Below are 14,000 nucleotides of genomic sequence, written 5' to 3'. Positions count from 1 at the left end.
CTGATAGGTTCACAGCGCTGTTCGATTCAGCGCAGGATAGGGATGTCCTGGGGGATGGAAAGGCGGGTAGTGCACCTCCCACAGCCGCACGGTCTTGTCATCACTGGCTGACAGGGCATAACGTCCGTCTGGCGAAAAGGCGACCGCATTCACCGGCCGCAAATGCCCTCCCAGGTGGCGAATTTCTTTCCCGATGGGAATCTCCCACATCCGAATTCCATCCTCCCCACCAGAAAGGGCATGGCGGCTATCGGGAGAGAATGCTACCGCGTTGACCCCAAATTGCAGTCCTCTGAAAATTATCTTTCGGTCGTCTTCAAGATCCCACAGGCGTAAAGGCTTAGGGTCGTTATAGTAAGGATTATCGCTTCCTACCAGAATGTAACGACCATTGGGCGAAAAGGCGACAGAATACACTCGCCAGGTATTCAGGTCGAACTTTTTCAGTTCTAATCCGGTAGCAGTATTCCATAAACGCACCGTTCCATCCCAACTGCCGGTAGCAACATAGCGACCGTCGGGTGAAAAAGTCGCGGAACTGACCCAATAGACTTCATCAAGATTCGTTTTGATTTTTGGACTGCTTTTTGCGTTTCAGCCAAATTCGGAAGTTATGCAGCCCGCAACATGTTTCCATGACCATATCCCGAAATTCGGAACAACTGAAGCGGATAATGTCGTGAATGATTCGATACCGCTTGATATCGCCGATAACATGTTCAATACGAACGCGAACGGATGAGATACGCCGGTTTTCCTCCTTTTCCTGCGGCGTGAGGGTTCCATTGCGCGGCTTCTTCTTTGGCTGCATAATCTGGACGCCAGGCAGGGTAAATCCTTGAAATCCGGCGTCTTGATAGAGAATGCTCGCGTTTGGAAGGGTGTATCCCGCTTCATCCGCAATACATTTATCGTGGACCCTTCCTTCGTAGGTGTCACTCAAAAAGTGAATAGAGCCAAACTCATCAATGATGAGAACGTTCTTAAGCGTATGTCGTTTCTTCTTACCGCTGTAATACAACTCCCGGTCGACTTTGTCGCTTGGACGGCGAATGGGACGTTCTACGCCGTCATGGATAAAAAGGGGGGCGCTTTTGTCGCATGCGACGGTTCTTCACACGACGGTTCTTCACACGACGGTTCTTCACACGACGGTTCTTCACACGACGGTTCTTCACACGACGGTTCTTCACACGACGGTTCTTCACACGACGGTTCTTCCTGCAATCGCCTCGCCAGGTCGTCGGCAGTGCGCGCAGGCAGGAGACTTTGCTGTGAAAGCGCATAGTTCAGCGCTCCGTGCAAAAGATGCACCCATTTGCTTACGTTTGATTGGCTCATTTGAAAGAGGTGTCCGTGCATCACTTGCGTTGGGTTTTGTTTTAAGTAGGTCAAAATAAAGAGCAATTTATCTTCTGTTGTCGGAAGCGGCGAGTTTGCATACGAGACGTAGCGACGACAATATCGGACGCGGCCATCAATCGTGCGACGTTTCATATACGCTTCAAATGCGGCGTGGAAGATCGGAACCAGCGCGTGGAACTCTTCAACGGTCAGTCCGGTCATAGAGCGTAATTTCTCCGGATTTTCGATAATGGATCGATACTTACACATCGTTTTTCTCCATTTTCAGATTGTACAAAAATAGTATATCACTAAATCTTGATGATGTCTAATCTTTATGCCCAACAAACGAGCGGACGCCCTCACCGGTTTTGAGTCTCCATAACCTGGCTGTGTTATCCGCACCGCCGGAAAGCAAGTAATTGCCATCGGGTGAAAAAGTCACGGAACTGACCAGCCAGTGATGGGCTTCAATGACATAAACCAGGCTGTAATCCGGAAACATTCTCCATAAACGAACTGTTTTGTCTTTTCCCTCTGCTGAGGCAATATAGTGTCCTGTTGGTGAAAAAGCCACAGCCGAAATTTCCCGGGCGGTGCTCTTGAAGCGCCGTCTTTGCTTGCCGGTTTTCAAAGTCCATAAGCGAACAGTGGCATCGTCACTGCCGGATAAAACATAACGGCCGTCGGGTGAAAAAGCGACCGACGTCACCCTATCGGTGTGACCCTCAAATCGGCGCACCTCCCGCCCCACCGGGCGGTTCGGGTCACGGTGGGCGCGGCGCAGGGCTTCGTCCTCCAACCCACGTTTCTCCAAAATCTCCTCTACTTCCTCCACATACCCCTGCTCCAGATACACCCATGCCAGCAGCCGCCAGTATTCGGGATCGCTGCCGTGTGTGGCTTCCAGCCGTTGCAACTGCTTGAGAAACTCGCTCCCCAACACCTCGGCCCTCTGCCAGCGGTAATACCCGTAGTTGAAATTCGCCTCCAGATGGGCGGGGTCGGCCTGCAGCGCCTCCTGCCAGCAGCGCACCGCTTCCTCTTCCAGCCCCAGGTCGAGCAAACTGACCGCCTTGTTGTTCAAACTGTCCGCCCGCAACTCCAGCGCCTGGGGCTTCGGACGCGGGTAGGGCGTGCCCGTCTCCTGCTCGTAAAGGCGCATCAACCGCTCGGCCACCTCGTCCATGCTCGCCGGGCGCTGGTCGGGGTCGTTCTGGAAGCACTGGCGCAACAACTCTGCCAGCGCCCCAGGCATGGGCGGGATGCCCTCCGGCGGCGCTTCGTGCAGGTAGTTCTCCAGCACGGCTGCGGCAGTGGAACCTGCTCCCCAGTGCACTTCCCCGGTGAACATCTCCAGCACGCTCACGCCCCAGCCCCACAGGTCGGTGCGCGGGCTGACCGCCTGCCCCAGTTCCTGCTCCGGCGCGGCCTGGGCGGTAGGGTAGCCCTTACCTCCCAAAAGTCCAAAGCCAGCCAGTTTGAGCCTACCGTCGGACGTCATCAGGGCGCTGCCTGGCCCGGCATTTTGATGGACGAATCCTCTCTGATGGACGTGCCCCAGCCCCCAGGCAAACTGTATCGCCACATCCAGAATACGCTTCAGGGCTTCTCGCTCATCGCCAGCGTACAACCGTCCGTCTTCAATCCAGTCTTTCAAACTGCCGCCCTCGATGTACTCAGTGAACATGCAGGGGACATCCCCCACGCGGCGAACATAGTAGCAGGTGACGATGTGCGGGTGCAGACCCAGGTCCACCCAGGCTTGCGCCTCGCGGAGAAAGTTCTCCAGGCTGCCAGCCTTTTGCAGCGCTTCAGGCAGCGGCGTTTTGACGGCCAGGTCCATGTTCCACTGGCGGTGATGGACACGGTAGACTGCTGCCAGCCCCCCCGCGCCCCACTTCCCCCTTGACCTCGTACAGATCCAGGATGACATCACCCTCCTGCCATTCTTGCGGTGACGTGCTCACCTGTCTGTTTGCCTGCGCCATCCCCTGCGAGCCGTTGCTCGACACCGTTTCTTGCGGCTGGCTGGGGGCAGGGGCTTCGGGCGGGCCGCCGCAATCGGGGCAGATGACCGTGTCCGCGTCACGCGGGCGAAACTCGCGGCCGCAAATGCTACACACATGCAGGGTGGTGTCCTGGTCCATTTGCCCTCCCATATGACCTGAACGCCCAAAGCGCTAATCCAGCCCGCGGATCATTCGGGCGGCGCGATGCATGGCTTGTTTGGCCACATTGGGCGTGGCAAAGAGCGCATCTATCTTTTCTACCTCCAGTTCCATCGCCTTGTCTGGATTGAACATGCGAGCGTAATCCCGCAGGGCCTGGCGTTCCCGCTCGGCTTGCTGCCTGGCCAGCGTGCTATCCCGTTCCTGCAGGCGGGCAAACTCCAACAGGTGGGCAGCGCGGCGAAATTCCAGCACGCGCTCCATCACCGGGGCAACGTAACCTGGTCTCTCCTCGAATTGACGCTGTTCCACAAAGCGCACGCTGACGGCGTTCAGCGCCAATCCCAGGGTCTGGCCGCGCGGCGTTTGATGATGCACTCCTCCACTGACGCTGAAACGCTCACCAGCGGCATGGGGGTAAAGGGTCAGGCGCAGCGGAATCTCCACCCGCACATCCGGCAGCAAGTCCCCCACTTTCAGAAGTGGGCGGCTGTTGACCATTTCCAGCGGGTAGAGCGCGGTGAGCGAGACCAGCGCCGCGCCGGACGGGAGATCGAACTCCACTTCCACCTGACGCGCGGCGAGCATGGCGGCGCTGCCCAGTTCCTGCATCAGAGCCGCCGGGATCTGACTGCCCTCTTGAATGTGGTAGAAACGCCCACCGCCCTGGTTGGCAATTTCCACCATCAGCGCCTCGTTGTAATCCAGGCCAACCCCCAGCGTGGAGACGATGAGACCGGATTGCCGCGCCTTTTGCGCCCGCAAGCCGATTTTCTCCAGGTCGGTCTCGCCGACATTCGCCTGCCCATCGCTGAGCAGCAGGACCAGGGTGGTGGCCTGCCGTTTCTTTTGGCCCAGGTCAATCCCCTGTGCCAGCCCACCATCCAGGGCGGTCATGCCGCTCGCCCTGATTTCGTCCAGCAGGTTTTCCATCTTGTCGCGCTTTCGTTGGGCGTAGGACTCGGCTTTGAGGTGGGTTTGCACTTGATCGGAAAAGGTAACCAGCGAGAAGACGTCTCCGTCCTGCAAAAAGTGCAACGCCTGACGCAGGGCTTCTTTGGCGGAAGCCAGTTTTGTGCCACTCATTGAGCCAGACACATCCAGGACGGCGACAAGGTGCAGCGGCGGGCGGTGCTGTTCGCGGGGCAGCGCATGTTCGGGCGGCACTTTGGCCGGGGAGCAGAGGGTGAGCAGCAGGTAGCGATCCACGTTCTGACCGGGCGGGGCATAGACCTGGTCCAGTTCCAGTTGAGCGGTGAGGTAGGAACCGCCGCTGGCTGTGCGGGCGGCGTCCTCGTACTTGAGTTCGCCGCCGCAGCGGACGCAGGACTTGACCCCGACAGGTTCATCCTGCAATGCACCACAGTACAAACAACGCATCAAACGAGCCATAGTTCAACTCCTTTCTTTCGCCATCTTTTCCAGTTCGCGGCGCACGCCTTCGGGTCGCAGCCAGCCGTAGCCGCGATAGCCGAGTTCCTGCAACAACTTTTGGAAATCCTTCTCTGTCCACTGCGGCTTGCCGACGCGGCTGAGGCCATCGCGACCGTAGGGGGTGTGCAGGGTGAGGAAGATGTCCAGATACGGCCGCGCGCCCTCGTCCCAGTCGGCGGGATCGGGGAAGTCGTAGTCCCAGTCAAGGGCCCAGACACGGATAGTTTGGTCTTTGCTCCCCGACAAAGCATATTGCCCATCAATGGAAATGGCTATGGAGAACACCCAATCAGTATGTCCTTTGAAAACACGAGCAGCATTTCCCTCTTGCGTATTCACTAATTGCAGGGTTCCGTCATCACTTCCTATCAGGATATAGCGCCCATCTGGAGAGAAAGTTGTTGGGGTTACCCACCGATTGTTCACACTGAGTTGATGTACAACCCTCCTCGTACCCACATCCCAAATCATCACCATGCCACCTGAACTTCCTGATAGGGCATAGCGTCCGTCTGGTGAAAAAGCTACACAATGTATTCTGTCACTAAGGCCTGTGAAGCGGTGTATTACTTCCCTTGTCTTGATATCCCACAGTTTCACACTACCATCTTCACTTCCCGAAAGGATATAGAGTCCATCTGGTGAGAAGCAGACAGACCATATAACATCAGTGTCTTTCAAGCAATACATCTCATGTCCCGTTGTTGTATCCCATAGGCGAATGGTTTCATCCCAGCCTGCTGAAATAATGTAGCGTCCATCCGGTGAGAAAGCAACGGAGTTCACAAAGTTGACATGTCTATCAAAACGATTCACTTCCCGTCCTGTTGCAACTTCCCACAAACGAATGGTCTTATCCCAACTTCCTGACAAGGCGTAGTGTCCATCAGGTGAAAAGACAACTGAATAGACAGCTAAGGTGTGTCCCTCAAGTTTACAGATTACACGTCCGTTTTCTATCTCCCATAATCTTATAACGCGATCGCCTCCTCCTGACAGAGCGTAGCGTCCATCCGGTGAAAAAGCAACAGATGCAATACTATCAGTATGCTCATCTAAACAATACACACACCATCCATTCCGGATGTTACGACAATAACCACCGCCTTGTACCCTACATAATGTCAAAAACTGGAGCACGTCTTTATTTCTTTCGTAACCAGGCACATCTTGTGCTTGACGTAGGATATCATGCGCTCTAAGAAAGGACTTTTCTTTGACATGTTGTTGTCCCATTCTTAATAGCTCGGCAAACAACACATCTTCTTGTTGGAGTTGATTTATAGCGCGAAATTGCGCAATTACAGGAAAAGGATGCATCTTGATACTGGTCAGCTGGAACGAGGGATAATATACTTCCCATACTCTTATTGTTCTGTCATGACTGCTCGACAGTGCATAGCGGCCATTTGGTGAAAAGGCAACAGAAAACACTGCTCCTTCATGTCTAAAGCAACGTAATTCTCTTCCAGTCTTCACCTCCCATATTCGTACAGTCTGATCTCCACTTCCTGACAACACATATTCTCCATCTGGTGAAAAGGTGACAGAGAATACCCAATGAGAGTGTCCGACGAAGTGGCGTACTTCTTTTCCTGTTTCTACTTCCCACAACCGCAAAATATTATCTCCACCTCCCGATAGCACATGATTTTTATCAGGCGAAAAGGTAGCAGAGTACACTGTTCCATCGTGTCTCCCGAAGCGACGCACTTCTTGTTTAGTTGTCACATCCCACAACCGCACGCTACCATCCTCACACGTCGCTAGTGCGTAACGTTCACTTTCATCAAAAAATTCAAGGTTACCTCCCTTGTATCTATGCACTTCGTCCGTTCTTGTATCCCATAATATAGCCCCATCTTTACTCCTTGCCATAATGATTTGACCATTTGCTAAAAAAGCAACCTCGCTCACCAGCTCATCATATCCTTGAACCTTGCGCACTTCCTTCCCGCTTGCCACATCCCATAGCCGCACGGTTCCATCGGAACTTCCCGACAGGGCGTAGCGCCCATCGGGCGAAAAGGCGACAGAGTTCACAACACCAGTGTGCCCCTTGAAGCAGTGCACCTCCCGTCCCACCGGGCGGTCAGGCGCGGTGTGGGCGCGGCGGAGCGCTTCGTCCTTCACCCCGCGCTTCTCCAAAATCTCCTCCACTTCCTCCACATACCCCTGCTCCAGATACACCCATGCCAGCAGCCGCCAGTATTCGGGATTGCTGCCGTGTGTGGCTTCCAGTCCTTGCAACTGCTTGAGAAACTCGCTGCCCAACACCTCGGCCCTCTGCCAGCGGTAATACCCGTAGTTGAAATTCGCCTCCAGGTGGGCGGGGTCGGCCTGCAGCGCCTCCTGCCAGCAGCGCACCGCTTCCTCTTCCAGTCCCAGGTCGAGCAAACTGACCGCCTTGTTGTTCAAACTGTCCGCCCGCATGTCCAGCGCCTGGGGCTTCGGGCGCGGGTAGGGCGCGCCCGTCTCCTGCTCGTAAAGGCGCATCAACCGCTCCGCTACCTCGTCCATGCTCGCCGGGCGCTGCTCGGGGTCGTCCTGGAAGCACTGGCGCAACAACTCTGCCAGCGCCGCAGGCATCGGCGGGATGCCCTCCGGCGGCGCCTCCTGCAGGTAGTTCTCCAGCACACTCGCCGCAACGGAACCGAATTGCCAGTGTACCCCTCCCGTGAACATCTCCAGCACGCTCACGCCCCAGCCCCAGATGTCGGTGCGCGGGCTGACCGCCTGCCCCAGTTCCTGCTCCGGCGCGGCATAGGCGGGCGTGTACCCTTTCGCCCCCACCAGCCCAAAGTCGGTCACCTTGAGCATCCCGTCGGGCGTCATCAAGGCGTTGGCTGGCTTGACGTCCTGATGCACCAGGCCTTTCTCGTGGGCGTATCCCAGCCCCCAGGCAAACTGAATGGCACAGTCCAGGATGCGTTTCAGTGCTTCTTGCTCGCCGCCAGCATACAGCCGCCCGTCCTCCATCCAGTTCTTCAGACTCCCGCCTTCCATGCACTCAGCAAAGACGCGCGGCATTTCTCCCAGGCGGCGGACGTAGTAGCAGGTGACGATGTGCGGGTGCAGGCCCAGGTCCACCCAGGCTTGCGCTTCGCGGAGAAAGTTCTCCAGGCTGCCAGCCTTTTGCAGCGCCTCAGGCAGCGGCGTTTTGACGGCCAGGTCAATGTTCCACTGGCGGTGATGGACACGATAGACGACGCCCATGCCGCCCTTTCCCAGTTCGCCCTTGACTTCGTACAGGTCCAGGATGACATCGCCCGCGTTCCATGTCAGCGGCACATCGGCGGATGAGGGGGCAGGCGACATGCCGCTTTCGGGCATGGCAACCGTTCCCTGGGCTGGGGCAGGCATGGCGGGTGTTCGTTGGCGGCTTTCGGGTCGGGAGCGGATTTCGGGTTGGGGGTGCGGCGCTTCGCCGCGGCATTGGGGGCAACGGTCGGCCTGCGGGTCGGGGGTGGTGAAGTCCTGGCCACAGAGGATGCACATCCGCTGGTAAGCGGGTTGGCTCATCAGCACCGTGCCGCGCGGTTGGTCGGCCAGCGCCGTTCCTTGCGGCTGGCTGGGAGCAGGGGCTTCGGGCGGGCCGCCGCAGTCGGGACAGATGACTGTGTCCGCGTCACGCGGGCGGAACTCGCGGCCGCAGATGATGCAAAAGAGGGTGGAAGTTGAGACGGTCATAACAGCCTCCTGATAGGTTCACAGCGCTTTTAGCAATGCCTGGCGAAACTCCTCGGCGGATTGGTAACGATTGCGTGCTTCCATAGCGATGGCTTTATCCACCACGCGGCACAAGGCACGCGGCAGATCCGGGCGGCGCTCTTCCAGCGGCATACGCCGGTCGTGCAGAATCATTTGTGGAATGCTGCGTTTGAGAATACCCACCCGGCCCTGCTTTACTGCCGAGAAAGACGGGAAATCCGGCAGGGGCCACCAGCCGCTCAGCAGCACATAGATGGTGGCGCCCATCGCATACACATCCAACGGCGGCCTGGCATGTTTAAAGTCAGTGATTTGTTCTGGCGGCATATACATCCAGGTGCCGGCGAACTCGTCGGTGCGCGTAATGGTTCCACCGTGTTTTTCGAAACTGCGCGCAAAACCGAAATCGGCAACTTTGGGAATGCGTTGACCGTCTTTCTTTGCCAGCAGGATGTTCTCCGGTTTCAAGTCGCGGTGGACATAGCCCTGCCGATGGAAATATTCGAGTCCAACCAGGCTCTTGGCAATCAGCGAGACAATTTCATGGGGTGGAAGTGAAGAGCGTCCATCCTCGCGGATGAATTGCGTCATGTCGCCGCCCGGTACGAATTCCGAAACAAACACCGGGACGCCGTCCAGGACGCCGCTCTCATACAATCGAACTACGTTGGGATGCGAGAGGGTTTCCATGATAGCGATTTCGCGCCGGAAGCGACGAACCATACGCTCTTCTGTGCTAACTTTTGAGAGCATTCTCTTGATCGCCACGATGCGGCCAGTTTGCGGATGCCAGCCCTTGAGGACTTCTCCCACACCTCCTGCGCCCATGCTTTTGAGAACCCAATAGCCGACGATTTGTTTAGGCGATTCGGTGTATCTCTTTTTTGCCTTGTTTGCACATTGTGAGCACAGGTAAAGGGCTACGTCTTTGAGCTCTGCCGCGCGGCCATCGCTCTTGGCCATCTCGGTAACGTCTTGCCCACATTCTGAGCAAACATAACGCTCACGTGAACGTTCTTCTGCCTGGCGCAGTTCTGCTTCCACCTCCTTTCGGCAGCGGGGGCACATAAAGTCCAGGCTGCGCGCCAGCATCTCAAGGTCAGGCAGTTTGTCCAGGCGTTCTCCGCAACGCACGCAGAACCATTCGGGTTCTTTTTCGGGCGGAGGGGATGGGGATACAGGGGTGGAGGCAGGTACCGGTTCAGAGAGCGGTGGTGTCGTTGCAGGCTTTGGCTCAGGCGCAGGGGGCTGCTCTTCGACATAAACCGTCTCGACCGGTCGCAAAGGCACGTGGATCTCAAATTCGACCACTGTCTTGCCCAGCCGCAGGCGATCGCCGTTCTGAAGCAGTTCTTTGACTACCCTCCGTTCCGGTTCGTCCCCGCGCCGTAAGTAAACGCCATTCAAACTGCCATTGTCCTGAACCTGACAATTCGGTGGGCGGATTTCCAGCAGCAAATGGGCGCGTGAAACAGTTGGATCCTCTTTACTCAGCCTCCAGTGAGCATGGCAATCCACATCATCTCTGCCGACCAGAATGTCGGTCGCTTCGTCTTCAGATTCGCCCTCGGCTGGAAAGACGAACTCCCTTCTATCGCCCGGGCCTTCGACAACGCGCATGACGATTTTCATCTTACACCTCCAGTTCTTGCCTCTGAACGGTTTGAATGCCCACTTCTGATGCTACGGCAGGTTCGATGGCTACCACGATAGCCGTCAGGTCATCCGGTGTATCCTTGGAATGCACGGCTTCGGCAAGATGATCGCAAATCGTTTGTGGTTCTTGAAAAGCGTCGAATGCCTGTTGAATTTCCTGTGCAGAGAGAACATCGGATATGCCATCGGAACAGAACAGCAGACGGTCGCCGACTTCAAGTCGCCAGTCTCCAAAGCCAGGGGAAAGAAAAGGTTGACGCGAGCCGAGCGCTTGACTGAGTACACTCGGTGAGGGCCAGTTGCGGCGGTTGGCTGGCAGGCGATTGGCTTTGCGCAGTTCGTTGAGCATGGTGTGGTCTTCGGTGAGTTGTTGCAATCTCCCCCTGTGCCAGAGATAGGCGCGGCTGTTGCCAACGTGAGCGGTCCAAAGATGCAATTCAGGAAGACGAATCCATCCAATCAAGGCGGTGGTCCCCATGCCGCGATACTGTTCATTTTCATCGGCAGCCTTGCGAAGAGCATGGTGTGCTGCCAGCAGCGCATTTCCGAATGTTTGCTGCCAATCCCCTGACGGTCTTGAACTTAAGACTTGATAGATGATTTCTATGGCCATACGGCTGGCCACCTCGCCAGCGCGATGACCGCCCATGCCATCAGCCAGAAGGAAGAGACCGCGCTCGATGTCCAAACGATAACAATCCTCATTCTGTTCGTGCGAACAGCCTTTTTCGCTTATCACGCTCACGGTCAGGCGGGCTGGAAATTGCAAAGGTTGTGTATCAATCATGGCAGTTCCACCTTTCGCACGATAGTTTTATTTCCAATGACAAAGAGCGTTTTCCCATCTGACGAGAAATCCATCCAGGAAAGTTGCTTTTCCTCCATCTGACATGCAAAAATTTGCTTCAAACTGGCATCAAAGACCTGCAGATGCCCTTCGTTCATACCAAACGCCAGTCGTCCGCTCGCGGCGTGGAAGGCAATCGTGTCCAAACGCCACTTCCGAGCCGGTAGTTCCTGCTCGACCTGATAGTTGCTGTCCCACAATACGGTGCGTCTGTTTTCGTACACCGCCAGCCAGCCGCCTCCCTTGCGTCCTGCCAGGTAACGGACTGATTTACCAAAAGAAACAGAGGATTCGGGGAGTTGTAGAGATGTCTCGACCTGGCGAGTGGCAACGTTTATGAGATGAATGCGACCATCGGGCGCACCTGCGGCGAGGTGGCGTCCATCTGCCGAAAAGGCCAGGGCAGGCGTCACGGCAAGCCCACTCGCAAAGGTCACTTCGTGCCCTGCTTCCAGAAACATGCCACCAACGATGCCCTCAGAGACGTTCAACCAGGCGACCATTGTCTTGTATGGGTTGAGCGTAAAAGCATCGCCCTTTTGCGAGAGAGTAAACGTTTGCAGTATCTTGCGCGAGCCGCGTCCCAACCGGAGAACTTTTTGTCCATCTCCGATGACCAAGACCTCCCCTTCACGCTCAGCCGTGCTTTCTTTGAGAGCGAACAAGGCATTCGCGTTTTGAATGGGCACTTTGACTTGCTCAAGGGCTTGGGCCTGAACGAAAAGAACACCGCTTTCTGAAAGGAACCATTTGCTATCCTCTAGGGGCAGCATGCTAATGAGCGGTAGCTGAGAGGTCCAGACTATCTTTGCTTCTTGTGCCTTTGACATGTCGTCTTTCGGCTGGAGCGGTATGCCACGCTGACCTGGTTTTTCTTTCAGCTGGCGTAGTTCTTCTTTCAATCGGTCTCGTTCTTCTTCCAGTCGGCGTCGTTCTTCTTTTAGCCGATCTCGTTCTTCTTTCAGCTGGCCTGGTTCTTTTTCCAGCTGGCGTCTTTCAAGTTCTTGCTCATAGTCTCTCCGGCTAATCCCCTGTACCCGTAGCGGGAGGAACAGCGTATGCGTCAGGACAGCACTCAGCGAGAACAACAGCACTCCTGCGGGGAACAGGGCGGCGGCAATGGCAGTCGCCGGGAGAACCACAACATTGCTGAGATAACCATACTCTTGCGGCACAGGTTCTAATTTCTTCTGAACCTGCATGAGGATATTCGTTGCCAGCAACATCAAAAAAGCCAGCAAAAAGTAGGCCCAGTCCCAAACCGGCGCCCAATGAGGAACGGTCAAGTCAGGGAGAAAGATAAAACCGAGTGGAAGGTTTCCTCTCTCGCCAACTTGGCGCAATCCCATCCAGAGGGCAATAAACAAACCGATGGAAACAACCGAGATCATCACGAAAGCAATCATGTTGTCCACCGGGTGCACGCCCAGGCGATTTAGATCGCGCGTGAATTGGCGCATCACCGAACTATCGCGCAGGCGCGAGACGGAGGCGGCGTTCAGCGCCAGCACGTAATTGACTTTGCTGGTAATGCGGAATGCAGGCAAAAGGAGCAGGACTGTTGCTGCACCGGTCAACAAGACTCCCCAACCCATCGTGCCCCAGTGCTCGATAGAAGCCATGAGCATATCGTGCATCCATCCGGCTGGACTGGAGGAAAAAAGATGGATGAGCAGTTGGGCGTAGGGGGATTGATAGGCGCCCAGGAGCCAGACGGCAAGCACCAAGGTTATTGAGGGCAAGGCGCCCTTCCGCCAGGTGCCAAACCACAAATATCCGAGCACAAACAACATCAAGAGGTGAAAGATTCCCCAGATGGAGCGGAAAGCCGCAAGAAAAAAGTTCTGCAAAGCGGTTTCTCCATTTTTGGTAAATCTGTCCCAATCAGCAAAAGCAGGTGCAGGCTGGGGCACGGGGGTCAGCACAGGCGTCGATTGTGCTCTGGTTGTGACGGTCGCCGTTGGAGCGGGGGCTTCAGTGGGAGAAGCCTGCGTTAGGGTGGAGGATGCGCCTTTCAGATAGTCAGGTAGTAGAGCCGGACCGGCAAACGCAACGATCAGACACAGCGCTACCATTAACAATCCCCAATTTCCCGCCATGCGTCCGAATGAATAGTCGCGCAGTTCTTGGGCAGCGTGTAAAAGTACGAGCCCCGCCAGCAACCACGGCACGCTCCATAACCAACCGCCCTGTAATTTTGAGAACCAGGTTGCGCCTGTCAGCAAGCCAAGACTAATCAATGCCCAAAAGATAAAGGGACCGCCTTCCGTTTTATGGCGTCCTTGATGCCAGGCAAGGATGAGAGTCATCAATCCACCGACAAGGAATCCCGGCCAAATAGAACCTGTCAGGTCTGATGGACTTGCTTGCAGCGATGGCAGAACAACGGTCGGTGCAAGAAAGGCAAGCAGCGTATGCAGGATGCCCAGGATCAGCGCTACCCGCATATGGTCATCGTCTTCCTGCCAGGCGTCAATGGCTACAACGAAATGAGCCAGGGCGACCATGAGCCACACGCCAGTCCACCACCAACCCCCTGCCAGTCCTGATAACCAGACGGCAACACTCAGTGCGATAAAACTCAAAAGCGATAAGGTCAGGTAACCACCCAGAGTTTCTTTTGCGGTGTAAAAGGCTGTTCCGCTGTAAGCAAGTATTATTCCGACCCCGACAATCACTCCAATCCAGGCGCTCTGACTTGCTTGACCAATCTGCCAGAGCAGCAAAAACAAAAGACCTATAAAGATCCATCCAAACATTTTCGCCACATTTTCTGCTGTCTTATTCATGATTCCCTCCTTCATCTGTGTCTGTCAGTGTTCTGGTTGACAGCACTC

8 protein-coding genes are annotated in these 14,000 nt (G+C 55.8%); all 8 read right to left on the bottom strand.

Features of this window, described 5'->3' with window-relative positions:
* Positions 1-9: 9 nt before the first annotated feature.
* Positions 10-573 carry a WD40 repeat domain-containing protein gene (locus ROSERS_RS25215; RefSeq protein WP_269628335.1) on the bottom strand — a complete coding sequence of 188 codons (564 nt, stop codon included), beginning with the start codon at positions 571-573 and terminating at the stop codon, positions 10-12.
* Positions 557-1,614 (bottom strand): IS5-like element ISRfsp3 family transposase gene (locus ROSERS_RS25210; protein ID WP_085979435.1). Its coding sequence is split into 2 segments (ribosomal slippage): positions 557-1,083 and positions 1,083-1,614, totalling 1,059 coding nucleotides; the frame shifts between segments, so codons are not numbered across the junction. The genes ROSERS_RS25215 and ROSERS_RS25210 overlap by 17 nt, the downstream gene beginning before the upstream one ends.
* Positions 1,615-1,672: 58 nt before the next feature.
* Positions 1,673-3,190, bottom strand: a complete 1,518-nt coding sequence (locus ROSERS_RS17385; protein ID WP_232282651.1) for a protein kinase — start codon at positions 3,188-3,190, stop codon at positions 1,673-1,675.
* Positions 3,191-3,527: 337 nt separating this feature from the next.
* Positions 3,528-4,907: a vWA domain-containing protein gene (locus ROSERS_RS24320; RefSeq protein ID WP_011958083.1), complete on the bottom strand. Its 1,380-nt coding sequence runs from the start codon at positions 4,905-4,907 to the stop codon at positions 3,528-3,530.
* A 3-nt stretch (positions 4,908-4,910) separates the two neighbouring features.
* A complete protein-coding gene (locus tag ROSERS_RS24315; protein ID WP_011958082.1) occupies positions 4,911-8,639 on the bottom strand; it encodes a protein kinase domain-containing protein in 3,729 nt (1,242 codons plus the stop codon).
* An 18-nt stretch (positions 8,640-8,657) separates the two neighbouring features.
* The gene (locus ROSERS_RS24310) at positions 8,658-10,292 is read right to left on the bottom strand and encodes an FHA domain-containing serine/threonine-protein kinase (RefSeq protein ID WP_011958081.1); all 1,635 of its coding nucleotides are present in this window, start codon (positions 10,290-10,292) and stop codon (positions 8,658-8,660) included.
* Position 10,293: 1 nt separating this feature from the next.
* Entirely contained in the window at positions 10,294-11,103 is an 810-nt protein-coding gene (locus tag ROSERS_RS24305; RefSeq protein WP_011958080.1) for a PP2C family protein-serine/threonine phosphatase, read from the bottom strand.
* Complete coding sequence (locus tag ROSERS_RS17360; RefSeq protein ID WP_011958079.1) at positions 11,100-13,952, bottom strand: WD40 repeat domain-containing protein; 2,853 nt, start codon at positions 13,950-13,952, stop codon at positions 11,100-11,102. The genes ROSERS_RS24305 and ROSERS_RS17360 overlap by 4 nt, the downstream gene beginning before the upstream one ends.
* Positions 13,953-14,000: the final 48 nt, after the last annotated feature.

Origin of the sequence: Roseiflexus sp. RS-1 (genome assembly GCF_000016665.1) — a bacterium.
Classification (GTDB): Bacteria; Chloroflexota; Chloroflexia; order Chloroflexales; family Roseiflexaceae; genus Roseiflexus.
Note: the sequence above shows the minus strand (reverse complement) of the source record. Positions and strands in the feature narration are given on the sequence as shown.